Annotated in this window: 21 protein-coding genes and 1 pseudogene; 13 read left to right on the top strand and 9 right to left on the bottom strand. The window is 57.6% G+C overall.

The window, feature by feature from the left end:
- Nucleotides 1-468 precede the first annotated feature (468 nt).
- From RFM68_RS30980 to RFM68_RS30970, 4 genes are read left to right on the top strand one after another with little or no spacing between them, the layout of a single operon-like run.
- Nucleotides 469-1,704 carry an MFS transporter gene (locus RFM68_RS30980; protein ID WP_320236774.1) on the top strand — a complete coding sequence of 412 codons (1,236 nt, stop codon included), beginning with the start codon at nucleotides 469-471 and terminating at the stop codon, nucleotides 1,702-1,704.
- Between the two features lie 6 nt (nucleotides 1,705-1,710).
- Nucleotides 1,711-2,988 (top strand): saccharopine dehydrogenase family protein, encoded by a 1,278-nt coding sequence (locus RFM68_RS33715; protein WP_430694987.1) that lies wholly within the window; start codon nucleotides 1,711-1,713, stop codon nucleotides 2,986-2,988.
- Nucleotides 2,879-4,234, top strand: a complete 1,356-nt coding sequence (locus tag RFM68_RS30975; RefSeq protein WP_320236773.1) for a SidA/IucD/PvdA family monooxygenase — start codon at nucleotides 2,879-2,881, stop codon at nucleotides 4,232-4,234. The genes RFM68_RS33715 and RFM68_RS30975 overlap by 110 nt, the downstream gene beginning before the upstream one ends.
- Nucleotides 4,198-6,231: a class I tRNA ligase family protein gene (locus RFM68_RS30970; RefSeq protein WP_320236772.1), complete on the top strand. Its 2,034-nt coding sequence runs from the start codon at nucleotides 4,198-4,200 to the stop codon at nucleotides 6,229-6,231. Before RFM68_RS30975 ends, RFM68_RS30970 begins: the two co-directional genes overlap by 37 nt.
- A gap of 194 nt (nucleotides 6,232-6,425) precedes the next feature.
- Here RFM68_RS30970 and RFM68_RS30965 read toward each other — a convergent pair whose 3' ends face one another.
- The 8 genes from RFM68_RS30965 to RFM68_RS30930 form a co-directional block, all read right to left on the bottom strand.
- Entirely contained in the window at nucleotides 6,426-7,193 is a 768-nt protein-coding gene (locus RFM68_RS30965) for a sulfotransferase (RefSeq protein ID WP_320236771.1), read from the bottom strand.
- A gap of 210 nt (nucleotides 7,194-7,403) precedes the next feature.
- Nucleotides 7,404-8,192: an ABC transporter permease gene (locus RFM68_RS30960; protein WP_320236770.1), complete on the bottom strand. Its 789-nt coding sequence runs from the start codon at nucleotides 8,190-8,192 to the stop codon at nucleotides 7,404-7,406.
- Between the two features lie 3 nt (nucleotides 8,193-8,195).
- On the bottom strand, nucleotides 8,196-9,104 hold the full coding sequence (nodI, locus tag RFM68_RS30955; protein ID WP_320236769.1) for a nodulation factor ABC transporter ATP-binding protein NodI: 909 nt from the start codon (nucleotides 9,102-9,104) through the stop codon (nucleotides 8,196-8,198).
- A 10-nt stretch (nucleotides 9,105-9,114) separates the two neighbouring features.
- Nucleotides 9,115-10,827, bottom strand: a complete 1,713-nt coding sequence (gene nodU, locus RFM68_RS30950) for a nodulation protein NodU (protein WP_320236768.1) — start codon at nucleotides 10,825-10,827, stop codon at nucleotides 9,115-9,117.
- 14 nt (nucleotides 10,828-10,841) lie between these two features.
- The gene (nodS, locus tag RFM68_RS30945; protein WP_320236767.1) at nucleotides 10,842-11,495 is read right to left on the bottom strand and encodes a nodulation methyltransferase NodS; all 654 of its coding nucleotides are present in this window, start codon (nucleotides 11,493-11,495) and stop codon (nucleotides 10,842-10,844) included.
- 3 nt (nucleotides 11,496-11,498) lie between these two features.
- A complete protein-coding gene (gene nodC / locus RFM68_RS30940) occupies nucleotides 11,499-12,842 on the bottom strand; it encodes a chitooligosaccharide synthase NodC (protein ID WP_320229385.1) in 1,344 nt (447 codons plus the stop codon).
- A gap of 16 nt (nucleotides 12,843-12,858) precedes the next feature.
- Nucleotides 12,859-13,518, bottom strand: coding sequence for a chitooligosaccharide deacetylase NodB (gene nodB, locus RFM68_RS30935; protein WP_320236766.1), 660 nt, complete (start codon nucleotides 13,516-13,518; stop codon nucleotides 12,859-12,861).
- Nucleotides 13,515-14,105 (bottom strand): NodA family N-acyltransferase, encoded by a 591-nt coding sequence (locus RFM68_RS30930; protein ID WP_320216521.1) that lies wholly within the window; start codon nucleotides 14,103-14,105, stop codon nucleotides 13,515-13,517. Before RFM68_RS30930 ends, nodB (RFM68_RS30935) begins: the two co-directional genes overlap by 4 nt.
- A 1,081-nt stretch (nucleotides 14,106-15,186) precedes the next feature.
- Here RFM68_RS30930 and RFM68_RS33710 point away from each other — a divergent pair.
- The 4 genes and pseudogenes from RFM68_RS33710 to RFM68_RS30910 all read left to right on the top strand — a co-directional run.
- Nucleotides 15,187-15,342, top strand: a pseudogene (locus RFM68_RS33710) (hypothetical protein); the annotation flags it as partial.
- 15 nt (nucleotides 15,343-15,357) lie between these two features.
- Nucleotides 15,358-16,017, top strand: coding sequence for a chitooligosaccharide deacetylase NodB (gene nodB, locus RFM68_RS30925; RefSeq protein ID WP_320236765.1), 660 nt, complete (start codon nucleotides 15,358-15,360; stop codon nucleotides 16,015-16,017).
- A 199-nt stretch (nucleotides 16,018-16,216) separates the two neighbouring features.
- Nucleotides 16,217-17,008: an ISAs1 family transposase gene (locus tag RFM68_RS30920; RefSeq protein ID WP_430694985.1), complete on the top strand. Its 792-nt coding sequence runs from the start codon at nucleotides 16,217-16,219 to the stop codon at nucleotides 17,006-17,008.
- 189 nt (nucleotides 17,009-17,197) lie between these two features.
- Nucleotides 17,198-18,109 carry a LysR family transcriptional regulator gene (locus RFM68_RS30910; protein ID WP_320229389.1) on the top strand — a complete coding sequence of 304 codons (912 nt, stop codon included), beginning with the start codon at nucleotides 17,198-17,200 and terminating at the stop codon, nucleotides 18,107-18,109.
- A 434-nt stretch (nucleotides 18,110-18,543) separates the two neighbouring features.
- On the opposite strand, the gene RFM68_RS30905 is transcribed toward RFM68_RS30910, so the two are convergent.
- Nucleotides 18,544-18,798, bottom strand: a complete 255-nt coding sequence (locus RFM68_RS30905) for a hypothetical protein (RefSeq protein WP_320236764.1) — start codon at nucleotides 18,796-18,798, stop codon at nucleotides 18,544-18,546.
- Nucleotides 18,799-18,827: 29 nt separating this feature from the next.
- Between RFM68_RS30905 and RFM68_RS30900 the strand changes: the two genes are divergently transcribed.
- The 5 genes from RFM68_RS30900 to RFM68_RS30880 all read left to right on the top strand — a co-directional run bounded on the left by RFM68_RS30900 (nucleotide 18,828) and on the right by RFM68_RS30880 (nucleotide 24,422).
- Complete coding sequence (locus tag RFM68_RS30900; protein WP_320236763.1) at nucleotides 18,828-19,076, top strand: acyl carrier protein; 249 nt, start codon at nucleotides 18,828-18,830, stop codon at nucleotides 19,074-19,076.
- Between the two features lie 2 nt (nucleotides 19,077-19,078).
- Nucleotides 19,079-20,287 carry a beta-ketoacyl-[acyl-carrier-protein] synthase family protein gene (locus RFM68_RS30895; protein WP_320236762.1) on the top strand — a complete coding sequence of 403 codons (1,209 nt, stop codon included), beginning with the start codon at nucleotides 19,079-19,081 and terminating at the stop codon, nucleotides 20,285-20,287.
- Nucleotides 20,288-20,908: 621 nt separating this feature from the next.
- The gene (locus tag RFM68_RS30890) at nucleotides 20,909-21,073 is read left to right on the top strand and encodes a hypothetical protein (protein ID WP_320236793.1); all 165 of its coding nucleotides are present in this window, start codon (nucleotides 20,909-20,911) and stop codon (nucleotides 21,071-21,073) included.
- 276 nt (nucleotides 21,074-21,349) lie between these two features.
- On the top strand, nucleotides 21,350-23,083 hold the full coding sequence (locus tag RFM68_RS30885; protein WP_320236792.1) for a type I secretion system permease/ATPase: 1,734 nt from the start codon (nucleotides 21,350-21,352) through the stop codon (nucleotides 23,081-23,083).
- Between the two features lie 25 nt (nucleotides 23,084-23,108).
- Nucleotides 23,109-24,422: an HlyD family type I secretion periplasmic adaptor subunit gene (locus RFM68_RS30880; RefSeq protein ID WP_320236761.1), complete on the top strand. Its 1,314-nt coding sequence runs from the start codon at nucleotides 23,109-23,111 to the stop codon at nucleotides 24,420-24,422.
- Nucleotides 24,423-24,799: the final 377 nt, after the last annotated feature.

Here is a 24,799-nt window from a genome sequence, read left to right as displayed (position 1 = left end):
ATCGGCCTCGTGTCGTAGCGCACCTCGCGGCGGCCATCCTGAGGCCCTAGCCGCCTCTCAACTCCTGTAGGATAGTTGTGACTCACCGAAGTCAGGCATAGCCGTCTCAACGGCGCCGCCCGACATCTTCTGTCGGGTTTGTCGAGTTCACGATAGGGGCCTTCTTTAGCCGAGCCCTAGCTTTTCATCAGGCTAATCGACTGAAAAGAAACCACAAAATTCCTTCTTCGGCTCAATCGATCAAACTGGCATGAATCTTGAGCATCTCCGTTGTCAGGCGGGCGACAGCTGACTGTCGTGGTTAGCGTCACGGCTAGCAACGATGGAGGGTTGGAGCAAAGCGATACTCCACGGTTGCGCACGCGTTGCTCTTAGCACGGTAAGACAGGTGCGCACAGAACAGCCGATTAGCCTCGAAATACAACACCTATCCGCGCGGAAGCCTCTAACAACTTCATGGAATGAGAAATGAACGCCACCACTACTTCAGTCCGCACTCGTATTCTGTGGTATAGGCGTATGTTCATCGCTGAAAGATGCCTGATTTCCTTCGCGATGGGCATCTTTGCGCTGCTTCCAGTTTACCTATTGTCGATTGGGCGAGACGAGATCTTTTTTGGCTCGATCTCAGCAGCAGGCATGGCAACCGCCATCTTAATAGTCTTGATCAGTCCTTCGCTCACCCGGTGGTTTGGCGTGCGAAGGCTTGCACCTATCGGCGGGCTTCTCTATGCAGCAGGCTGCGCGACTATCCTCGTAAACGAGTTTTCGGGGGTGCGCGCGACACTCCCCTACTTCCTGAGCTACATGCTGCAATCGGGTGGATGGGCGCTGCATTTCACCGTGGGCTCGATCTGCATTGCCGCCCTCTCAAGCGATGCAGACCGGTCATCGAGCTTCATGGCCTACTCTGCATTCTCAACCTTAGGGGTAACCTGCGGACCTCTGCTAAGCAGCCTCCTTACCCGGTTCACCGGCTTGGGCACGCTGGACATGTTCATTCTGGCAATGCTTGCGGCGACGGCAGGTTCCGCATTGTCATCGTGGGCAGCGCAGCGTGCGGCGAACATCCGCAACGCCGATATTCCCAACAACGCCTCGCTTGCACGCGACCTTTTCACTCTCCTCTTTAGCAATTCTGCAATGTTTTTTGTACTCGTACTGCTGTCGGCAAGCATTTACACCACGTTGATAAACTTCCAAGCTCCATTTGCGAGCAATTCCGGTCTTCGATATGAAATATTTTTTGGCTCTTGGGCGATAGCAGTAGTCGGCTCTAGGTTTGCAATTGGTCCGCGCGTGAGCCGCGGTGCGGCCGATCGGATCTTGCCGCTACTCCTGGGCGGAATGGTTATTTCGCTTCTCGGTTTCCACTACTCTCCGGGTCATCCTGTTATTTATGCGGTGGGATCACTGGCGACCGGCATAACCTATGGGCTATCGTATCCCCTGATGCAGGCAGAAGCTGTCCGCGTGACTGCGCCGCAGTCCCGAACCTTGGTGCAGATCATCTTCAGTCTTTCCTATTTCCTTGGCTTGTATTTCTTTCCTTTCGCTGCCGGCATCGTCTCAGTTCACCTGGGGTACGATACACTAACGTTATTAATTGCCGGCTTGGCTCTGCTGCAAACGGCTATTGCTCTTCTTGGCTATCGCACGCCCCGGCGCAAGCCGGCCTCGACCGTGGCCGGCAACAAAGGCTAAAGCACGATGTGCGGGAGGTCCCACGTCGTCATCGGAGCCGGGCCAGTCGGCCGGGCGGTGGCCCTGCAACTTGCGGGCCAGCCGGACACGTTGGTTGTCCTGATTGACAGGAGCCATTCTGTGCTTGCTGCGGCGCAAGGGCTTCTGGGCGACCTCAAAAACGTCAGCTTCGACGGGTCGTCAGGTCCTTGCGCTCTCTCAATCCAAGCACGATCGCTGATCATGGCTACGTCTTGGAATGACTGCCGAAATCTGGTCGGCAAACTCGCGCACCAAATGCACGAGGCAGGTCTACACACCCCTATTATTTGCGTCGGAAGGCCGGACCCCGAGGATCCTGACATCGCCCGGATGCCGCCTCACGGTCCGCCGGTAGTCTTGGGAGCGGGTCTCGAACCAGGACTGGTTGAATCGTTAATCTCACTGGCTGCAGCTGAACTAGACGGCTTAGAGAGCATCGTAACTCATTGCGGAGGGATTCCCAAAATTCCGGAACCTCCACTGAACTATGCTCTCGCCTTTGGACGTCGGCTGCCCATAGAGCAGAGGCCCGCGTTGGCTCGAGTCAATGGCCGAGCCGTAACACGAAATCGATTCGAAAGCGTGTCTTCGGTGTTCGTGGAGGGTGTCGGACTTCTTGAGGCATACGATGACGCAATGGTTCCGTCGACTGCCGCAAGCACTCATCTCAGCATCCCGACCATCCGACAATTGACTGTGCGATGGCCGGGCTTTGCGGATGGCGTTCGGATGTTGCATCGCCTCGGGCTGCTGTCCGACGAGGAGATTGAGATCGGGAGCGCCCGGCTGCGGGTCAAGCACGTCACGGAAGCGCTTTTAACTCGCCGGAGCCCAAAGGAACATGGCGACCAGGTCATCCTTGATGTGGCCATTGAGGATCACCATCGCAAACCTGGCCGCTGGACGTGCATCCTTCGCTCTGCACTTCAGGAACGAGGCTTCTCAAGCATGGCTATCGCGACCGCCGTTCCAGTGGCCGCAGCCGTGGAATGCGTCACGCGCAAACAGTTGCGGGGTGCCATACACCCCGGTGAAGCCACTCTCGCCGAAGTCGCCTCGATGGCCCTAGGAAAAATGAGGGGAAGCCGGATGGCTGTCTTAGCCGAGCGCGCAACTGGGCTGTTGGAAACAAGCACGATTTTTGGAGCCGGTCATGCAAAAGCGGAAAACACTGCTCGTGGGCAGCGGACCAGCAAACCTTGCACTGCTGACGTGCCTGAAAGAATGGGGTTCCTCAGTTCTGGATTCGCTGGAAGTCCTTGAGCGCCGCGACAGTGCAGAATGGCACCCAGGCATTGCTTTCGAGGATTCAAGGCTCCAAGTCTCCTTGTTCAAGGATCTGGCGTTCCTGAGGAATCCGGCAAGCCCATTCACTTTTTTCTCGTTCTTGCACGACAGGGAGCTTCTCTATCACTTTATTCATACGAACGCACTATATCCTTCAAGGAAACTGTTCTCCGACTATCTGGTCTGGGTAAGCGGGTTTTTTGCGAATAAGATTTGTTTCGGCAAGGAGGCGGTGGAAGTCAGGTTCCGCGAGAAGCCATCGGGAACCCCAACCCTTGTCGTCACGGTCCGGGATGTGTCGAGCGGGGACGTTTCGGAAACCGAAGCTGACGACGTGGTCGTGAGCCTTGGGCATGAGCCATACCTTCCCCAAGAACTGGCCGTCGATCCCGGCCGTGTGGTGCATTCAAACTTCTTCCTGTCCCATGCGAACGAGGGAATGATCAACGCGAACGCTCGCGTTGCAGTCGTCGGGTCCGGGCAAAGCGCCGGCGAGATAGTCAGATTCCTTCTTCAGCATCGGGAAGTGTCGGAAGTTATCGTCGTTGGCCGGCGCCACCTCTTTGAACAGACGGACGACAACCCGTTTGTAAATGACTTCTACACCTATCCACACTCGCTAAAGTTCGCGAAGCTGCCACGCGAAGATCGCAATAGGTTTCTTACCGACACGAGGAACACGAACTTCTCCACCGTCACCAAGGACGTCCTCAAAAGCATCTACGATCTTCGCTTCGAAGACCAAGTGTGTGGACGCGATAGGCTCAGACTGTTCCCATATACGGAAATCACGGCGGCGAAGCGTGTTGAGGATAGCTTTCGTCTTCACCTTCGCGGAATCGGAAGCAGGCAAGACCTGACAACGCTTGAAATCGACCTTCTGGTTTGCGCGACGGGCTTTTCAAACCGTCGCCATTTATCCTTCCTCCAACCGCTGCAACCGCTTATCGAAGACGCCGCCCTCGTTATCGACGAGTCCTTTGAAGTGGATCTCGGTCAGACGGCATTGCGCCGCTCCGGTCCGCGACCTCGCGTTTTCCTCATGAACCACTCTTTTGGCCTTCGGGGCCCAACGGAGCACACGCTCGGCGGTCTGGCCGAGCGGGCGGCGGTCGTGGCGAAGGCGCTGCAAGACTGGCAGGTGCTTCAACCTGCTCAAGGTCGCCCCGAGACCTTGCCAGCGGCATGGCCAACCCGAAATTCAAGAGTGGAAACGAAATGATCTATCCGCAAATAATAGATCTCAAAAATGAAGCACGTGCGGTCCCTATCTCGATCGATGGCGGCATCGTCAGGCATGATCCCTTCCCAGAAGGGGGTAGCGTTTCGGTACGTCTGTTGAAGTTCAGTTCAGGCGCGACCACTTGCCGTCACAACCACGGGGAAGTCGAATTTTGGACAGTGATCTCTGGCGGCGTTCGAATTCACCTGGATGAAAAGACCTTCCTGCTGCTTGGTGGAGAGAGCATCAGGATCGACCCGCTGCGCAGGCACAGGATTGAGGCTTTGGACAGCGGTGCAGTCATGCAGACGGTGTGGTGGCACAGCCGCGCAGCGTTCGACGAGGCGATTTCCACGAAGGAAGCGACGGCAAAAGACAGACCGTTGTTGCTGGTCCCCGCCATGCTTACCCCGAATGGGCAAATGCACATAGGTCATGCCTCAGGACCGTTCCTCCACGCGGATGTGTTGCGCCGAATTGCTGAGACACGCGACCGAGAGGTCTTCGTGCTGCAGGGCACGCACGGTCATCTTGAGCACATTGCAATTGCGGCCGACGCTGCAGGACTGGAATACTACCAGCTCGCGGAGAAAAATACGGCTTGTTTCCAAGAGGCTCTGGATCGGCTCAACGCAGTCCCGGATATTTTCCTTGGGACAGAGCCAGACCGCCGCGGCAAGGCGGTCGTTCTCGAGGTCTTCAAGCGACTTTGTAGCAAGGGCCTGATCGCTGAGAGGGAGTATTTGGTCCCATATGACGTCGAAAGCGGGCGCTTCAGGGTCGACGCCTTCGTCCACGGCAAATGTCCCTATTGCGGCGGCTATGCTTCCGGCCATGAATGCGAGGATTGCGGCGCGCTGGTCGTCGATGCCGAACTTCAGGATCCGGTTGATCTCGAGGGGCATTCCCTGGAACGTCGCCCCCTGAAGCGCCTTTTCCTGAACCTCGCTCCAATGCATGACGCGCTCGAATCCTTCGCCTCGCGGTCCTTCCTGCCCATTTACGCCAACCACTACATCGAATCCTGGCTGAGCCGGGGGCTTCCGGAAGTCTGCATCTCTAACCCAAACCGAGAGGGAATCCGGATTCCAATCCCAGGATTTGAGTGTCAGCGGTTCAACATCACCATCGAACACGTGCCTCGGCACTTGCTTGCCTTAGAAATGATAAGGGAAAAGAGCGGACGCCCTGCCTTGTGGTACCAAATTCCGCGGGACGAGATGCCGGAGCTGAACATTCTTTTCGGGGCGGACAACGCCTTCGGACGCTTGTTGGTCATTCCCGGCGTACTTTCGGCGCTCGATCTGCATGAGATGCTCCCTCGACGGATCTTCGTAAATCAGATGCTAACTCTCGATGGGAAGAAGTTCTCAACATCACGAAATCACGCAATCTGGGTGAACGATATCGCTGCAAAAGAAACCGGCGAGCCGCTTCGCTTCTACTTGTGTCGCCGGCGGCCGGACGGTTCTGTTGAGGACTTCTCCCTGAGTTCTTATGAAAGCTGGAAACGGAATTTCTGGGACGGACGGCTGTTAAGATCGACCGGGAAGGCTAACCAGGTCATCGAGCGGGTCGCAACTGACGAGCTCCCTTGTCCTGGCCAGTGGTCAGCCACCGACATTGCGTTCTTGGCGGAGTGCAGACGCTTCAACGCAGAAGTGCGAGCGCGTTTCGAAGCGGATTACCCGGACGTACGTCAGCTGACACATGCAATCGAGGCGTTCGTCGACGCAATCGACCGCTATTCATGTTCAGTGCTGCACGTTCCAGCTGCAGCGAAGGAGAACGAGGCGCTTGACAGGACCGCGGCCCGCGCAGTGACCTTCGCGCTTGTCGGACTCTGTGTCGCGGCCTACCCACTCATACCTGATTTCGCCGTCCGCATCGCAGGGAGTCTTGGGCTGGGGGTCCCCAAGCTCAGCTGGTTAGACCGCGACTGGATGGCCGAGTCAGTGCGTCTGCCTGAAAGCATAGGCGCCAGAGGCGGTGAATAGCCGGTAAAATGATTTCGGACTTACGCGGAGCCGCACATCGAGGAGCGGACGCCGGGGAAGGCGCGCCAGGAAACGTCGGCGACATGTCTGATGTGGACGCCGATGCCGGTCGGGCCATACGCTCCATCCGTTCCCCTGCATGGGTGGCCTTCGGTGTTCGCTTAAGTTTCTTTATCTTTCGATAACCTTGACTGTCAGTCGATCGCCACTGCCCTTCCCCTCTCGCCGACGTCAAAGAATCTCGCGTAAGGTCCGTGCGAGAAGTGGCGGCGCAACTCATGAAAATTCTCGATCGTTTGCTCTAGCGGTCGCGTTTCCTGGCGCTGAAGTGTCGCCGTACTGGAAAATCGAAGCGCCGGAACGCCTAGGAACTCCCAAATCGCTGCCAAGCATGTAGCAGATTCGCGCAGGAGGCACTCGTACTCGATCTCAAGCATATTGCTCTTCGTGAAGGATCGCGCGACCCGAGCGTGGAAATCGTCGGCAGCCTTGAAGTATGCCTCACAGTCGGCGGTCGATAATCTAACTTGCGGCGGCGGAGCATCATTGTCCGACCTGAACTTCAGCCATTGGCGCGTTTGTCTCGCCTGTACCAGTGACCGCAGCGATTCCAAGGTATTTTCGCGAACCACGAGGATGACTCTGAGGCCCGGCCAGCGTGTCAGCTCGGCAAAAAAACCCGGACGATCATGAAATTGAGGTTCGTTGACCTTGCAGCCGACATGAGTCGCCTTTTTGTCGCTCTGCGCGGGACAGCACGAGTAGGCAAGCTCAAGCAGCTCTCGATCGCTGCGAAGCAGACGATGCTTATCGGGCCAAGTCGTGGCATATGGATTGAGCAGCTCACCGTTGCTCAACACATTCGGATGCGCGTTCAGCAGTTCTTCCAGGTAGTGCGTGCCAGTTCTTGGCATCGCCAGGATCACGAAGGGCGCAGGCGGCGGTATGTGGCTATCAGTCATTGCGTGTGTTCCTAACCAGCATTAGTCGCGGCAGTTCGGGTGGCGCTTCGGACGAGAAGCCTGATTGCTATCTTCGACACTGCCCCGCTCAAGGATGTTCGCAACCGGTCGGATTAAGCTCGCACTCAAGCAAACCGTACAATCGAAGGGATAGCACCACGGTCTGCGCCGACAGGGCGAGTGCCAAGCCTCGGCACCGACGTAGCAGCGTCAGCGCATCAGGCGCCGACGCAATAGCGCCGCCGACAAGAAGAACGGCAAGACTGCGTAGACGCAAAGTGTCGCAATATGCAGGCCGAGGCTTTCAGCCGGGCGGCCAAGCATGACTGAGCGGATCAGGTCGACCGAGTGAGCCAGAGGCAAGAGGGACGATACCTGCTGAAAAGCGCCTGGCATTTGGCTGACCGGAAAGACGGCCCCGGACAGGAACAGCATAGGCGTGAGAACAAGCGTTTGATAAAATACGAGACAGTCGTAGTTGGGCGCAAGCGCCGTGACGATCATGGCTAGACTTGCGAAAGCAAGCCCAGTTAGGGCGATGATTGGCAGCGCGTAGAGAAGGGATGGCCACGCGGCATAGCCGAGCGTGGCAGCAACTAGCGTAATCGCCGTACCGGCCAGAAGAGACTTGGTGCCGGCCCAGGCTAGTTCACCAAGTACGATATCGCCGAGCGTAAGCTGAGTGCACAGCATCGCTTCCCAGGTGCGCTCGCCTCCCATGCGAGCAAAAGTCGAGTAGATCGTTTCGTAGGTCGCCGAGGTCATCGCGCTTACCGCAGCCATGCCAGCCGCCAGAAAAGCTACGTACGAAGTGCCTTCAACACGACCTATCATTATCCCGAGGCCAAAGCCGAGAGCGAACAACGAGATCATCGGCTCAGCGAGGTTCCCGAGAACCGCCGCAAGGGCAATTTTCTTCCAAGCCAAATAATTGCGGCGCCACACTGCAACCCAATTCCAAGCATTGGCGGGCATAACGGCCATATAACCTTCGATCATTGTTCAGTCCTTCATCTCGCGCCCGGTCAGCCGCAAGAAGACATCCTCGAGATTCGGCGGACGCTGCAAAAGGCGCAGACCAGCAACCCCACGCAGCTGCGTGAGCACCTGCTCGGGATCGGGCGCATAGCAAAAGAGGGTTTCGCCGCTCAGCTCGATGCGTTGCGCGTACGGCTTGACCAGCGATCTCAGTTCTTGTGGATTGCCGCCATAGACTTCGACCACCTGGCAGCCGATCTGCTCGTCGATCAGCGCGTGTGGTCGCCCTTCGGCGATCTTGCGCCCCTGCTCGAGCACACACAGCCGGTCGCACAACCGCTCGGCCTCCTCCATGAAGTGAGTGGTCAAAAGTATCGTCTTGCCCCGCGCCAACAAGGAACGCAGGCGTTCCCAGATCAGGTGGCGCGCCTGTGGATCGAGGCCAGTGGTCGGCTCGTCCATGACCAAGAGTTGCGGGTCATTAATCAGCGCACGGGCCAGCGTCAGGCGTCGCTTCATGCCGCCGGACAGTTCGGCGACGCGCGCATCCGCCTTGTTCTCGAGGCGGGCGAACTCGAGCAGCGATGGGCTGACCGCTTCGACCTCGCGTTTGCTCATGCCAAAGTATCGCCCGAACACCAGCAAGTTTTCACGTACCGTGAACCTATGATCAAGGTTGTCGAACTGCGGGACCACGCCGATGCGTCCACGTGCCAAACGGGCACGTGCCGGCACTGGCACGCCGAACACCGTGATCTTGCCTGCGTTGGGCGTTGCCATACCGAGGAGCAGCCGTGCAATCGTGCTTTTGCCCGCGCCGTTCGGCCCCAGCAGCCCTAAGCACTCTCCCGGTGCAACGGTGAATGACATGCCGTCGACAACGACCCTTTTGCCATATGATTTCGTCACGCCGACAAAGTCGATTGCCACCATGGTCGCGCACTCAAACCAGCGTAAGGGCGCGGTCGCCCGGCGATAGTTCAGTTTCGGGAATTTTGGTCAACAGCACACCATCGGACCATATGTGTTCAATTTGTCCCCAGCGGCAGGCTGCGGCGGCACCCGGGAAGAACCCACGTCCATGGTGGTTGGCACTCGTATTGCAAAGCAGCGGAATGCCCGTGAGTTTTTCATATTCGATGAGTAGCTCGGCCACCTTGTGCTCAGAGGTTCTGGAAATGGTCTGCAGTCGCGCAGAACCGTCGAGATGCACGACAGCGGGGACTTTGTCCCGCCATTCCGTCCGTGTCTGATGGTCGAACAACATGTAAGGATCCGGCGTTCCGGGGCTGAATATTTCCGGCGCGCGGTCCTCAAGGCAGATCGGCGCCACGGGGCGGAAGTGTTCGCGAAGTTTGACGTCGTTGAGATAATCCTTCATTTCGGGCGAAGTCGCGGCCGCGAGAATGCTTCTGCCACCCAGTGCCCGTGGTCCGAGCTCGGCGCGCCCTGTAAGGAAAATGACGGGCTTATTGCTGGCGAGAATGGAAGCGAGTTCTCGCATGCTGCACGGTTCGGAGTTCCATCCCGAAGGCAGTTGGCCATCTAGCAGGGCCGGGCCGCTGTAAACCGACCAATCCAGAGGAACGAAGCCATCTTGCACAACCATTGCGCTGCAAGCGGCACCGATTGCCGAGCCGCTGTCATTCGGAAATGGCGGCACCCAGACAGCATCGAAGAGACCAGCCTCGCGTAAGGCACTGTTCCATTTAATATTGAGACCGCAGCCGCCGGCGATGCACAAATTTCTCGCCCCGGAAAGATGTGCGTGCCGCTCCACAGCGGTCGCCATTTCGCTGACAAGGAGACGCTCGAGAAAAAGATGAAAGGATGCAAGCACATCTTCGGGTGCCTGATCCCTCAATCGGAGCGCACTGGCTTCGAAGAAGTCATGTACGCGCGCAAGCAAGGGCTCCGCGCTGTTGATATCCGCACGGTAATGGCTGGCTAGCTCTGTGTCGCCCGCAAAGCGCTCCTGGTAGAGTTCCTGAAACACTGCCACGATGTCTTCATCGACCGACCCGAGTGCGATGTAGGCCATCAGCTTGCCGGCAACACCTAGATCCCAGTCGCCGCGACCCGCCCGCTTATAAGGCCCGAAGTGATGGCCCGCAGCTGCGTAAACATGGCCTATCACTGGGAATAGGCATTCTAGGAACCGGGCGCCGCGGCGTTCTACATAATAGAGGCGTGGAAAGATGCACCCGTCCCAGACCAAGCAGAATGCGGGCTGTTCGGTTTTGGCGAAAGGGCTGGTGCAGTACGCCGAGGTCACATGGCCGGTAACATGCGGGTAGCTTCTATAAGAGAAAAGCCGGCCACCGAGCATCAGGCCGGAGCCGTCGAGCGAAGTGAGGAGGCCCTCGGCATGGCGTTCGACGTAGGGCGCCCCTTTGAGAGTGATCGGACCCGCCCCGCTAAGGACCTGGAACTGCGACTCCAAATCGCCGTCCCAGCCATCGATAACGAACTGATCTACGTCCCGCGGATCCAGACCGTGCTCCGCCAAGGCGGAGACAACTGACTCCAGATGGTCGATGGCTTGATATCGTCGGTTATTGTCCCGCTTCTCCTGTTCAAGGCAAAAGACGAGTTGTCCGTCCTCGACAAGCGCGACCGCCCCGTCATGCGTCAGCTTGATACCACAAATGCGCATAATACTTTCCTCGTCTAACGCAGGCAATTCGATAGATCCGGAGGCCGAACCGGACTCCGAAAACGGGCGAGCAAGCAGTCTTGGCTAGGGGTGTCACCCTGGCACTGCAGATGATCGACAGCGATCAACGTCTCGTTCAGCATTGCCATGACAGTCTCGGCGCCAGCGGCGTGACCCCAGCGCCGGCAAGTGGCATCACGCGCCGATCCGAATACCAGGTGCCCCCCTGGCGCAAGCATCCGCGCAAGGTTGCGGATGGCAGCGCGCATCTCGGCTATGCCGTTGAGGTAATAAAGAACCTCCGCCACGACGATCAGATCGAACGGCTCCTCAGTCGAGAACTGTTGAACATCGGAGACTACCCAGGTGATGTGCGGTAGGTCCTTCATCCGTCTGCGCGTTCGATCAATCGCGCGCGGCACGACATCGATTACTGTAAGCCGTTGGCAATGGGGCGCTAGCCTTTCCGTGAACGCGCCCGCCGCACACCCGACTTCAAGTGCATTTGTGATGGATCCATGCAAAAGCGACAGCCGCAGCATTTGCGTGTGTCGCTCCCGCTCGAACGAATTGGCATCGAGCAGCCACGGATCGTCGGCGGCCAATTCCCGATCCAACAATCGATGATTATTGTCCAACTTCAAAATTCGTCTACCTCGATTACGCAACCATCACTCATCGGAAGTCACCAGCACCGAACAGTCCCGCGCAAGATGGCGCATACGATTCGGCACCGCATCTTCCGACAATTTTGTAGTGCTTGATTCAGTGGTCAGGTTCTGGACGGGAGCCTGTTTCCCATCATTGACTGCCACGGTGGCAGCGAAGCTGCGCGACAGCCAATCGCTGTTGCTCAACGTACACAACGCATAGGCTTTCAGGGGGAGCAAGAGAAAGACGTTGATGAATGTGTGGACAGCGAAGCCTATAAATCGAAGTTGGCGAGCACGAAGGGCCACCACGCTGCAGCGAACGATGGTCATGAATACAATCATCAGGATTGTCCACCATGGCACGGTGCCCATCAGTGCGAACTGCACGAGGCCTGTTAGCACCGATACGGCGAGTAGTAGCGGCCCGAGATTCTGTCCCACCACGTCCAATGTTAGAAAGCGGTTGAGGCCCGGTAGCAGATTCAGTGCAAGCCAGGTGTCCCGGAAAGTGCTGCGTGCCCACCGGAGTTGTTGGCGCAGATAAGGCCCTAGGCTATCTGGAACGACTGTTGCCGCGATGGCGTCCGGGATGTACTCAGTTCGAAGGCCTGCTTTCAGCATTAGGATCGTAAGATGGCGATCTTCACCGAAGTCGCTTGGCTTTCCCCGAAATGTTTGGGTCTCATACTGATCCAGCAGCAAAAGGAGTGCGGATCGACGGTACATGGCACACGGGCCGCAGCAGCACATTACGGCGCCGAAGCGAGCCTGCGCTGCGCGTTCCTCGTTGCAAGCCAGCCAGTATTCCATATCGATCAACCGAGTCAGCCAAGTGTCGCTCCGGTTGCTGGCTGTCAACTGACCCATGGCTGCGCCGATCCCGGGATCTTGCATCTTCAGCGCAAGCTTTGTGACGACATCGGACGCTAGCATCGTGTCCGAGTCGACATTGAGCACCAAATCTCCAGATGATCGGCGTATCGCGGCGATCTGTGCCTTGCGCTTTCCGGCATTTTTGGGGAGCAGAATGAAGTTGAAGTTCGGGTGGCCCGCGAAGCTCTGGTGAACGGGCGCAACGGCGTCCCGGTTTCCAGAACCGTCATCAACTACATAGACTTGCAGCCTTCCGGCGTAGTCCTGGTTTGCAATCGACGTGAGGCACTCGAAGAGTGTGCGGGGGTCCTCGTTGTAGCAAGGAATGATGACGTCCACGCTCGGCCAAAGATCGGGACTGGCTAGGTTGTCCGAGACCAATGAAACGCTTGCCGTGCCGGCATAAGCGGCTTGCATGCTCTTATATGTGGTCGAGAGCAGCGCATAACACGAGATGGTGACAGTGCTGACTGTGCCAAGAAGGTCCATGAGATCTTTGGTTCGTTTAGTGTTGTTGGGGAAGCGAGCGCATTACAAAGCCGCGGTCGTGCAATGCTGGAATTATGCGCGAGAGGGCCAGGATGGTTTGGCTTCGCAAGCCGGCGTCACTGCCCGGCTTCATCTCGCTAGGAGGGCACCCGTCGTGCAAGAGCACGATTGCGCCCGGCCGGACGGAGGCCAGCACTGCATCGACGATTGCATTGACACCGGGACTAGACCAGTCTTGCGGATCTGCCGACCAGTGGACAGCCGACAGCCCAATACTGGCCGCAGAGGCGATCACTTGTTCGGTCCAGATGCCATAAGGAGCGCGCATGTACCGCACCGAGGCTCCAGGGCAGGCCGCATTGATGGCTCTGTTCGCCTCGAAGATCTCACGCTGCACTACGCCGGGTTCGCATTCGGACAGATCAGGGTGGGTCATCGTATGGTTAGCAACCTCGTGCCCTTCCGTGATCATTCGTTGGATTAGTGCTGGCTGGTCTGCCGCGTACGCGCCAATGACGAAGAAAGTCGCTGAAACACGGTGTTGCGCCAGCACGTCGAGCACCTTCGGTGTGCAAAACGGATGAGGGCCGTCGTCAAACGTCAAATAAACGCTAGGTTGGCCGGCACCGTTAGCGCACTCGCTGTACACTTCGGACAAGCAGTCGAGGTGGCTCAAAGCTCTGCTCCGTTCCGATCAATCATCTCGCCGGCGGGCCAATCGGTTATCGGACGCCCAACTGGCAAGACAACGACGAGTGCGTCGTCTATGCGCGTGGGCGGTTTGTCGAGAAGCGCGTCTCTAAGGGTGGAGCGCACGCGAACGCCCGACTTGACGACCAGCAGACCGCCTCGCCCCAATCTTGCAACGTGTTTATGCAACGCTGGCCGAACCGTGCCGAAGCCGAATGGAACCGCGAGTTCCTGCAACACGGGAAGCACGACGCGGAATGAACTGCTGATTCCGAGCCCCTCGAGATCCCGACGAATCCCGTACAATCCGAGTTCAGCCACTAGCAGATCAGCCCCATCGATTTTGATGAATCGACGCAGTATGCCCATGTGTGCCGCAATACCGCTCGAGTCATACGCGATCGCACGGAACTCAGGTCTAGCTCCGGCCCAACTTCGGCTGCCTTCGAACGGCTTGGCATTGAAGGCGCCGGTCGGTCCGTAGGTCCTTCGAAAGAATTCGGCGAGTTCGATATGGTCGGAAAGTTGCAACTCGTTTTCCCAGCACAGCTTCCACCGCACCTGAGAGCGCATACAAAGACTCCTTTTTTGATACTTCCCGAGGGCACGCATCACGCGTTCGACGCCGCGTGATCTGGTGCGAGTTCAGACGCTGCCGTCGGAGATCGCGATACTAGCCAATTGAACTGGCAGAACCTCGTACGACGGGGTTCCAGCGCTGATGGGCTCTCTCAAACTTGCCGTCCTTCCTGAGCCAAACTTTATTTCGGGTTCCTAATGCAGCACCGCCATCGATTGGTAAAATCGATTGTTTGGATGACTGATATTCATTCGGTGGAAGTCAGCGTCTATGCGTTCCAAGGGTCCTGACCGCTCATGATCGGCTGGCCGAAGTTGGTGCTGTGCGCCGTCGCGGTCAGGTTCCCCTGCAGCCAATAGGACTGCGCGCGAAGAGCAGATTTGATCGAGACCGCGTTGAACCGGGGGTGGAAATCGACACGCTCAGCCCCGCCACCGAGGGCATGGCCACGATGCCGATGGCACTGTGCGTTGTGCTCGCGAATCCATGCCTCGCCCGCCGAAAATGCGACAGGAGGCTTCCAGTGCGGGGCCGCAGGAGCGCCCGTTGTGGTCCCATGAGGAGGCGGAACACGAGTTCCTGCTCTCCGTGACCTGGGTTTTGCCGGGGTGGTCGAGCACTGAGCGGTTATGCGTGGAAGCTAGACTAAGACTTCTCAACCGATCCGCGTCTCTGCCGTGAAAGGCACGGGTCGACCCGCTATCGCGCAAGCCCAGGAGCGCGCAAGAATAGTGAGCCGCCGATGTTTAGGCTAGCGCCGGAATACGTCTCGGAGAACTGCCGACCGCCGTGCGAGGCGAGGTTTACTGGACCTCAGGGCGAGGTATCAATCCACAGCGCGGATGGGATTTATCCAACCAATCAATTTGACTGATTTCTTTGAATCCTGCATTCATGATCTGACATCAATGCAAATTGAGCGAGGTACAAACCGGGGCCGGTAAAAAGGGCTCTTAAAGAGTTCTTGCCCAATCACATCAACAACTGACATGTACCAGATTGCTTTGCCATTTCACTAAGTTTGGCGCCTTCGATCCACTTGTGACCGAAGTATAATCGCACCCCCATGCAGGCATGCTTGGAACAAGCTGGCGCTCAATTCGACGTCGGGTCAACCCTTCACAATGCGCTACCCGATTTGCCCCAAAGCCCACGGAAAACGCAGCTGTCGCTGTTACACCGGTTGAATGTTCAACGTCCGATTGGCCGGCCGGAGCGACAATCGACCGGAACGGACCAGAGCCAATGATACATTCCGACTGGTTATGGGACGTGCGCAGTGAGTGCGACGACTGCATCGGCCACCGCAGTATATATTTGACTTTTGACGACGGTCCTCACCCGCTTTGTACACCGCAGATCTTGAATCTGCTCGCGGAACATCGGGTCCCGGCGACGTTCTTCGTCATTGGCGCCTATGCCTTGGGCCAGCCGGAGCTAATTCAAAGAATGGTCGCGGAAGGGCACGAGGTAGGCAACCACACGATGACTCATCCGGACCTGTCAAGATGCGGGTTCGACGAGGTGCAGCGTGAAATATTTGACGCAAATGCGGCTATTATGATGGCTTGCCCTCAAGCGTCAGTTCGGCACTTGCGCGCGCCATACGGGATCTGGACCGAAGAGGTCTTTGCCGCGTCCGCCATCGCTGAACTGGCAGCTATCAAATGGTCGGTTGATCCGCGCGACTGGTCTCGCCCCGGGGTTGACACGATCGTCGATGCGGTCCTGGAATCGGCCAAGCCCGGCGCAATCGTCCGCTTGCACGACGGGTTTCCTCCCGACGAGTTGCTAGCCGTATCTGGTGCAGGTCTGCGCGATCAGACCGTCACGGCGGTATCCCGTCTAATCCCAGCTTTACTTGAGCGCGGATTTCAAATCCGCTCGCTTCCTCATTTTGATTGAAACGCACTGCTGGCTAACTCCGCGCTTTGACCGCTGCTATCTACGAGGGCATTTGCGGCGGATGGCCGACCATCCTCATGAACCGCATCAATCCTGCGCTGTTTGCCGATGCGTTCACCGCTTGGGTGCGCTAGACATCGCCGGACAAGCCCGACTTCGTGGCCACCTCGCGCCGCAGCCATGACCGCAGTGCGACAAGGTGCCGCTGCATCTAGTCTCCGCCTTCGCCGCGACGTCTCGCCTTGTGCCCGGCCAGGGGGCGGTGCCCGACAAGAGCGGCGAGACCACCGCACTTGCGGTACATCTGGAGCGTCTGGGCGCAAATGACGGCCTCAAGGGAGCGATCGTCTCCATCGATGCCGTCGCTACCAACGCAACGATCGCCACGGCAATCCGCAATGTCGGCGCCGACTATCTGCTCGCCATCAATGCTAACCAGCCCACCTTGTGCGCTGAGGTCGAAGCCTGCTTTGCCGATGCACCTGCCGCTGAACTCGACCGCGTCACCGACATCGAGGAACGGCGCGTCACCGTCTCTTGCGAGGCCGACTGGCTGGCGGGCTCGCGCCGCTTTCCCGACGAACTGCGCTTGCCCGAGGCCAAAACCATCATCCGCGTGAAAAACCGCACCGAACTTAAGGATCGCTGCCGCCACGACCAGATACTTCATGTCTTCAGCACGGCTCGGCGCCGAGCAGGCCGCCTCGGCGGTGCGTGGTCACTGGATGATCGAGAACGCCCTACACTGGACCCTCGACGTCGTCTTCAACGACGATCAATCGCGGCTCCGAAAGGCCATGGCGCACACAACAGGGCCGTGGGTCGCCACTTCGCCCTCAATCTGGTCAGAGCCCTCTCCGACAAGCGATCCATCAAGCGCCGACGAAAAGTCGCCGGATGGAACCCGACTATCTCGCCTCAATATCGGAGAACTCGCTCGTTAACCTGGATTCAAAACCCTTTGCTCAAAGACGTGCCGTCCCGATCCTGACGCGGCCGCTGGGGCGCAGGACCCTTGCAGCACATCTCGGGCCAGAGCTAATGAGCTCCCGGGCGGTCGGCTGCTTCGTTTTGCCTCCCCGATTTGCATTTAAAGACACTTTTCAAATGTGGCGTCTCGTGACATTGGTGAAATCTATTGCTTGGATGACATCCATCCATGCGCTAGATTGGAATTGAAATGCGGTTTAAAGGCCTTGATCTGAATCTCCTCGTCGCGCTCGACGCTTTGATGATTGAGCGTAACCTCACAGCGGCGGCTCGCAGTATCCACCTTAGCCAACCAGCCATGAGCGCGGCTGTCGCCCGGCTGCGCGGCTATTTTGGTGATGAGCTTTTTACAATGAAAGGCCGTGAACTCATCCCGACACCGCGAGCCGAGGCGCTCGCCTCGCCGGTCCGCGAGGCGCTGCTGCATATACAGCTCTCGGTTATTTCCTGGGAGGAATTTAATCCGCGGAAATCCGATCGCTGTTTTAGGGTCATCCTTTCCGATTACATGACGATCGTTTTCTTTCAGGGGGTCATTGACCGTGTTGCGCGAGAAGCCCCTTTCGTCAGCTTCGAACTCCTGCCTCTCGCTGACGATATGGAAGAAATTTTCCGGCGCGGTGACGCCGATTTTCTGATACTCCCTGAAATGTTCCTGTTAAGCGGGCATCCAAAAGCGAAGCTTTTCGACGATACACTCGCCTGTGTGGGCTGTCGGACAAACAAGGAACTGTCGAGAAAGCTCACGTTCGAAAAATATATGTCAATGGGTCACGTAATGGCCAGATTTGGACGTTCGCTCAAGCCATCCATTGACGAGTGGTTTTTGATCGAGCATGGCCTCAAGAGGCGGGCCGAGGTGGTCGTGCAGGGGTTCAGCATGATCCCTCTGATGCTACCGGGCACCAGTCGCATTGGGACCATGCCCTTGAGGCTGGTTGAGCATTTCGCAAAAACACTACCGCTGCGCGTCGTCGAACTTCCGCTCTCGTTGCCGGTGTTCACTCTGGCGATGCAGTGGCCTGCGCTTCAGAATGGCGATCCGGCAAGCATCTGGATGCGGAAGATTTTGTTGGAGGAGGCATCTCGCCTGGTGCCATAGCCGAAGGCTACGGTATGATTTGCACAACTTTGGATCTGCTCAGCGTTTCGGCGGTGTGCTTTGCGGCGAGTGGCCGCCTGTCATCTCCGCCAGGAGGCGCAACTGGACACTCCGGTTCCCTGCCCGGCGCGGGCCGCAGATCAATACGAGCCAGCCGTTTCGCTGGCGTAAGAGCCCTCCCGCCGAAAAGCCAGTCCTGCTGCCGTTGCTGCCTGTGAGGCCAGCGACGAGCAGATCGGGGAACTGCCGTCGGCACGCCTGCCGGCGCGGGATGGCCGGAATCGAGATCGAGCTGGTTGGTCGCTGTGCATTCGGGTCGACCGCGAACCGATAAGGGTACGTTGAGCCGGGTGCAAAGGCGGCTCAAGCGAAAGCGCAATATGACTGCGTGTACCCGGATCGACTAGCGATACTATTTCCGGCGTCCTGAAATTCTAGCACATCACTATGTACAGGAAAAATGCGATTTGTGAACGACGCCCTTCAAAATGAGTATTCCGGTGATGCTGGGCGGCTATTCCAACCCGACGCCGGTCGCAAACAAATAGTTCGGAGTCCGCCTCTGGGCTATTAGGCACACCATCCATTGCTTGAATGATTCTTATCCAAAATATCAATTTCCCCAATAGCGCGAAATTTTGCATCACAACAATGCTGATCGGTGAATCTTTCGCGTCACCGAGATTCATGGTCGGCCGCCAGACGGGAGGTGAAAGGCATGACTAACCAGCTTACGGCCGAAATCCTGGCGGAGATCTGCAAGCACGCTGAACCGGATGGGAATCCGATTACTCTTGAGACGAAGCTGACTGATTTGGGCATCCATCCGCTGGAAATGGCGGGCATCCTGTTTGATCTTGAGACGAAATACGGGATCCAGATCGAAACGGACATTACTGAGGCCTGGAGCGATTTGCGGAACGTGGGCAGCGTGGTCGAAGCCGTCCGTGCGCTTAATGAGCACTGACAATGAACAAGCGCGTTGTTATCACCGGCATAGGCGGGATTTGTGGGCTCGGCAGCTGTGCTGCCGATATTTGGGCCGCCATGTGCGACGGCCGTTCAGCAATCGGCGTGTTGAGCGGTCCCTCGCTGCACGACATCACCGCGCGCACGGGATGCGCCATCCGCAATCTTCCTCAGCATGAGATCGAGCGTAAGCAAGCTCTTTCGATGGATCGGTTCAGCGTGCTTGCAGTGCTTGCCGCTCGCGAAGCAGTCCAGCAAGCAGGGCTGACCGCGTCTGACAAAAACCGCTATCGCCTGGGTGCGACGGTCGGTGTGGGCGTCTGCGGATGGGAGGCGATTGAGCAAGATTACCGGGCTATGCTGCTCCACGGCAGAAAGAGGACCGGGGCCTTCACCGCGCCCAAGGTCATGCCGGGCGCCGCTGCTGGACATGTCAGCATGGACCTTGGACTGCGCGGTCCCGTCTACGGCGTCACTTCGGCTTGTTCCTCCTCTAACCATGCCATTGCCTCCGCCGTCGACCAGATTAGGTGGGGCCGCGCTGATGTGATGGTGGCAGGTGGCGCCGATGCGCCATTGGTTTGGGGAGTAGTGAAATCGTGGGAGGCTATGCGAGTGCTATCGCCCGACACTTGCCGGCCTTTTTCCGCGAACAGGCAGGGCGCTGTTCTCGGCGAAGGCGCAGGCATGATAGTCTTGGAAAGTTACGACCATGCCCGCGCTAGAGGCGCTGAAATATTGGCGGAATTGGCCGGTGCGGGCCTTTCGGCCGACGCTTTCGACATCGCGGCACAGACCATTGAGGGTCCCGAGGCGGCGATCCGCGCTTGTCTAGCCGACGCGGGTCTGGTCCCGGAGGAGGTCGATTACCTGAACGCTCACGGCACCGGCACTAAGCCAAACGATCAGATCGAGACCGCAGCAATCAAGCGAGCGTTCGGCGACCACGCCTATCGAATGTCGGTATCCTCGACCAAATCGATGCATGCCCACTGCCTCGGGGCCTCGGGTGCACTGGAGCTGATCGCCTGCGTGATGGCAATTCGGCATGGGATCGTACCGCCTACCGCCAACTATGACGAACCAGATCCAGATTGCGATCTAGACGTTACCCCCAACGTGGCGCGGGAGCGGAAAGTCAAGGTGACGCTTTCCAATAGTTTTGCGTTCGCGGGCACCAATGCGGTGTTGGCTATCAAGGCGGCGTGATTGTTTGGATCAGTGACGATATTGGTTGCGGCCAATCGTGAAGTGAGTCGTCGTCGCTGCCTTAATCTTGGAGCAAACCAGGAACTCTCGGCAGCGGTCAAGAAATAGCCCTGGAGAGCAGATCCGGGAAAAGTGCTTTGTGCTTCCTTGATTGCGAATGGGCTTATCAGCTCAGGCAACTCGGTCGGGTGTCCGCATGGATGCCCGGCCGATTTCTTGCGCGGTATCGATAAACGACGCCTCGCGCAGGAATCATGAAAGTGCAAACAAGTGGGTCATTGCTAAGTGACGTAGTCCAGGGCTGAAAGCGGGCGGCTGCTTTCGGGGCAAAACTCATCACAAGCTGCCGTTCCCTTGTGTCCCACGGGGCAGTGGGGCGTAGAGCCAATCCAGCTTCGAGGGTGTGATGCGGCGCGCTACCCGGAGGACATCCAGAGACTGAATGCATCCTATCCAATCAATCGATTTTACAAATTCGAGCAGCGACACAAGAGTGCTTTGAAAGCAATCGTGAGGAGTATATGCGGTGGCAACGCCTATCGAAGCTGGGCCCGCAGCCAATACCCCGTACGGCAGTAGCGGTGACGACTTAATCTTAGATTTCTCCAAGGTAATGCTCGGATCGACGGCCGTGCTGGCAAAGACTCCATCTCGGCCGGTGGGGGCATCGACCGAGCCTTCGGCGGCGCGGACAACGACAAAGTCTTCGGCGGAGAGGGCTTAATTATCATTTCGGCGACGGTCGAAATGAACTTCGCATGGAGGATGACGACCGAGCGCTGTTAACAGTGTAGCAGACATTGAGGCGCTGCATCTGACTGGGTCTGACTTCACCTTGGTCTCCTCCAAGACGCCAGGACTAAGCATTCCCGCGCTGAGCAGTCGCCGTGTGTCAGGAGTTGGTGTCGCCGGTGACGTAGGCCGGTTTTGCGGGCCCAAAAAGTGGCAGATCCCAGCCCCGACGGTGCTTATGAACGAAGGCCTTTCCTAGGGGGTCCCTTCTTGAAAATTTCAGCGAACAAAGAGCAGACCTCCTCGAGGCCTTTCGCCCTAACGGCCACCATTTGGGCAATTTTCTCAATCAGTGGCGTGATCAACTTGCTTGCGCTGACTTCGCCTCTGTTCATGCTGCAGGTGTATGACCGCGTTCTGGCGAGCGGCAGCGTACCGACGTTGCTGGGTCTCGTCGTGCTTACTGCGGGACTTTATGCATTCCAATCCCTGCTCGACATTCTGCGCGCACGCGTACTGCTGCGGATCGGCGAGCGTTTCGACGGGGAGTTTTCCGGACGCGTTCATGAGGCAATTGTTCGCTTGCCCCTTTTAACACGCAGACCGGGCGATGGCTTGCAGCCGCTTCGCGACCTCGACAACGTTCGCGGGTTTCTAGCCGGAAACGGCCCCGCGGCGTTCTTCGATCTGCCATGGATGCCGCTTTATCTCAGCATTTGCTTCCTTTTTCACTTCTGGATCGGCATGACGGCGCTTGTCGGGGCGGTCCTCCTGGTTTCCCTAACGGCTCTAACTAACGCATGCTCCCGGCGGGCCACACGTGATGCAGTCAACCACAACATGGTCCGCAACGGCCTACTGGAAGCAGCGCGCCGCAATGCCGAGGTCATAGAGGCTCTGGGCCTTGGAAGTCGGATCGCTGCCCGATGGCATAAGGTGAATGCCAAATATCTTGCTGCCAATCGTAAGGCCGGAGATGTGGCAGCTGGGCTCGGCGGGATTTCAAAGTCGCTACGCATGATGCTGCAATCGGCGATCCTCGCCGTTGCCGCCTACCTCGTCATCGCACGTGAAGCTACCGCTGGGGTGATGATTGCCAGCTCCATTATGATGGGCCGGGCCTTGGCTCCAGTCGATTTGGCGATTTCAAGCTGGAAAACTTTGCTTCTGGCGCACCAGAGTTGGGCACGGCTGAAGGACCTCATGGCCAAGATGCCTCAAACCGCTTCGGTCATGCCATTGCCCGCTCCTGAACGCGAACTGCGCGTCGAAGGCGTGATGATCGTCCCGCCCGGCGAGAAGAAGCCCACCGTGGCAGGCGTTGCGTTTGCCGTTCAAGCGGGAAGCGCACTCGGGGTTATCGGCCCATCGGGTTCTGGCAAGTCAACTCTCGCGCGCGCCCTCATCGGCGCCTGGGGGCCCTCCGCCGGAAAGGTTTGCATCGACGGCGCGAGCCTCGATCAATGGAACCGAGAAGCACTGGGCCGCCATCTCGGTTATTTGCCTCAGGGCGTTGAATTGTTTGACGGAACCATCGGCGAAAACATCTGTCGTTTTGATGACAATCCTGATTCTGAGGCTATCGTGGCTGCGGCAAAAGCAGCGGGTGCACACGAACTGATCCTCAGATTTGAACATGGCTATGAAACTCAGATCGGTGAAGCTGGCTCGGCACTTTCCGCCGGGCAGCGTCAGCGTATCGGTCTTGCCCGAGCTCTTTATCGCGATCCCTTCCTAGTCGTGTTTGATGAACCCAATGCCAACCTTGATGCGGAAGGCGAGATCGCCGTGGTCGAGGCGATCAATTCCGTTCGTGTGCGCAACGGCATTGCCGTTGTCGTCGCACATCGCCCCAGCGCTATCGCCGCCGTCGATTGCATATTGATGCTCGAAGGTGGGCGCCAAAGAGCCTTCGGTCCGCGCGATGAAGTGCTTTCCACTGTCTTGCAGAGAAGAGCAGCGACGCCGCCACGAAGTGAATCCAAGGATGTGTCTGCGACCGATGTTGGGAAGGCATCTGCTCGGGGGATTGCGTCTGCATCCAAGTGCGCTGTGTCCACATAAAGACCTAGGCTGCCCGAGGATTGCGATGTCTGAAATTGACACGAAAGCCGACGCTTCCCGTTCTATTCGCCGAAACTTACTGACAGCACTTTTTTTGAGCATCACCGTTCTCGGAGGAGCGGGAGCCTGGGCTTCAGTGACGAATCTGTCTGGTGCGGTCGTCGCGTCCGGACACTTTGTCGTCGATTCATACATAAAAAAAGTGCAGCACCCGACCGGTGGGGTGGTGAAAGAAATCCTCGTGCGTGAGGGCAATAGAGTCAAGACAGGCGACGTTGTCATGCGACTTGATGCCACTCAGCCACGCGCCAATCTAGCCATCATCATTAAGCGACTCGATGAGTTGGCATCCCGGCTAGCACGGCTCGAAGCCGAGCGTGACGATCTGGCAGAGATCGTCTTGCCGGAATGGTTGCTCAAGCGGCGAGATATTTCGTCGGCGGCCTCCGCAATACTCGGTGAGCGGAAGTTATTCGAATTTCGCAGGCAATCCCGCGAAGGAGAAAAGTCGCAGCTGGCCGAGCGGATCGCGCAATATAAGCATGAGATCGAGGGCCTCAAAGCGCAGCAGATTGCATTTGAGAAAGGTATTGACATTCTCGGACATGAAATTGCTGCTTTGAGTAGGCTGCGCGAACAAGGCATTGTCTCGGACCAACGCTTAAACAGCCTCAAGTCGCAGGCTGCCACCTTAAGCGGTCAACGTGGTGAAACGGTCGCGAACCAGGCACAGACGGCGGCCCGTATTGCCGAAACTCGTCTGCAAATCCTGCAGATTGATCAAGATCTCAAGACGGAAGTCGGCAAGGAACTCATACAGGTCCAGGCCCAAGTGGAGGAATTCCTAGAACGCAAGGTAGCTGCTGAGGATGAGCTTCGGCGAACCGATATCGTCGCGCCGCACTCAGGAATCATCCAACAGCTTGCTGTCCATACGGTTGGTGGTGTGATCAGACCCGCCGATCCGATCATGCTGATTGTGCCTGATGGCGACGATCTTCTTCTGGAAGTACAGATCTCTCCGAAAGACATCGACCAGATACGCCTTGGTCAACGAGCCGTGTTGCGGATGTCGGCCTTCAACTTGAGAACCACACCGGAGTTGACCGGATATGTAAGCTGGATAGCGGCCGATCTGACGACGAATGAAAAAAACGGCATTTCTTACTATCTGGTGCGCCTGTCAGTTCCGCGTTTTGAACTGACGAAGATCAAGGATCTGACATTGATCCCAGGCATGCCGGCCGAAGCGATGATCCACGCGGGCCAGCGGACAGCGCTTTCCTATTTTCTCAAGCCCCTGTCTGATCAGATCAATCGCGCATTCCGCGAAGAATAGAGTTCTGCTTTTGAGGAGGTGAAGTAGGCTGGGCACTCGCTCGGTGCAACCTTGCGATCACTTGACCTGCCACTGAGTTGTCATCCCGTGGCGATTAGAGCCTCGACCGTTTCTGTTACGTCGTGTGGCGTGGGTTGAGCAACCGGCGAAGACGCGGAGCCACCAAATAGCGCAGCGTCGGAGCCGGTTGCGGTGATGGCTACATCCAACGCAACAAATGCTTCGCTATACTCTCCCATGGCTCGCCCTCCGTACGTGCGGGGCGGCCACCGATCTTCGCCTCGGAACACGACGTCTAGCACTGATCTGCTTTGACGGTAGCCACTGAGAATTAACGCCCTGCGTCAGATCGCTCTCTGCTTCTGAAGGAAGCCATT

Source organism: Mesorhizobium montanum, assembly GCF_033977145.1.
GTDB classification, from domain to species: Bacteria; Pseudomonadota; Alphaproteobacteria; order Rhizobiales; family Rhizobiaceae; genus Mesorhizobium; species Mesorhizobium montanum.
This window is presented reverse-complemented; position numbering and strand designations above follow the sequence as displayed.

Excerpts from the sequence above, each read along its gene's own strand:
- RFM68_RS30980 (WP_320236774.1), top strand. The coding sequence starts at position 469 with ATGAACGCCACCACTACTTCAGTCCGCACTCGTATTCTGTGGTATAGG.
- RFM68_RS33715 (WP_430694987.1), top strand. The coding sequence starts at position 1,711 with ATGTGCGGGAGGTCCCACGTCGTCATCGGAGCCGGGCCAGTCGGCCGG.
- RFM68_RS30975 (WP_320236773.1), top strand. The coding sequence starts at position 2,879 with ATGCAAAAGCGGAAAACACTGCTCGTGGGCAGCGGACCAGCAAACCTT.
- RFM68_RS30970 (WP_320236772.1), top strand. The coding sequence starts at position 4,198 with ATGGCCAACCCGAAATTCAAGAGTGGAAACGAAATGATCTATCCGCAA.
- RFM68_RS30965 (WP_320236771.1), bottom strand. The coding sequence starts at position 7,193 with ATGACTGATAGCCACATACCGCCGCCTGCGCCCTTCGTGATCCTGGCG.
- RFM68_RS30960 (WP_320236770.1), bottom strand. The coding sequence starts at position 8,192 with ATGATCGAAGGTTATATGGCCGTTATGCCCGCCAATGCTTGGAATTGG.
- nodI (WP_320236769.1), bottom strand. The coding sequence starts at position 9,104 with ATGGTGGCAATCGACTTTGTCGGCGTGACGAAATCATATGGCAAAAGG.
- nodU (WP_320236768.1), bottom strand. The coding sequence starts at position 10,827 with ATGCGCATTTGTGGTATCAAGCTGACGCATGACGGGGCGGTCGCGCTT.
- nodC (WP_320229385.1), bottom strand. The coding sequence starts at position 12,842 with ATGGACCTTCTTGGCACAGTCAGCACTGTCACCATCTCGTGTTATGCG.
- RFM68_RS30930 (WP_320216521.1), bottom strand. The coding sequence starts at position 14,105 with ATGCGCTCTCAGGTGCGGTGGAAGCTGTGCTGGGAAAACGAGTTGCAA.
- nodB (WP_320236765.1), top strand. The coding sequence starts at position 15,358 with ATGATACATTCCGACTGGTTATGGGACGTGCGCAGTGAGTGCGACGAC.
- RFM68_RS30910 (WP_320229389.1), top strand. The coding sequence starts at position 17,198 with ATGCGGTTTAAAGGCCTTGATCTGAATCTCCTCGTCGCGCTCGACGCT.
- RFM68_RS30905 (WP_320236764.1), bottom strand. The coding sequence starts at position 18,798 with ATGAATCTCGGTGACGCGAAAGATTCACCGATCAGCATTGTTGTGATG.
- RFM68_RS30900 (WP_320236763.1), top strand. The coding sequence starts at position 18,828 with ATGACTAACCAGCTTACGGCCGAAATCCTGGCGGAGATCTGCAAGCAC.
- RFM68_RS30895 (WP_320236762.1), top strand. The coding sequence starts at position 19,079 with ATGAACAAGCGCGTTGTTATCACCGGCATAGGCGGGATTTGTGGGCTC.
- RFM68_RS30880 (WP_320236761.1), top strand. The coding sequence starts at position 23,109 with ATGTCTGAAATTGACACGAAAGCCGACGCTTCCCGTTCTATTCGCCGA.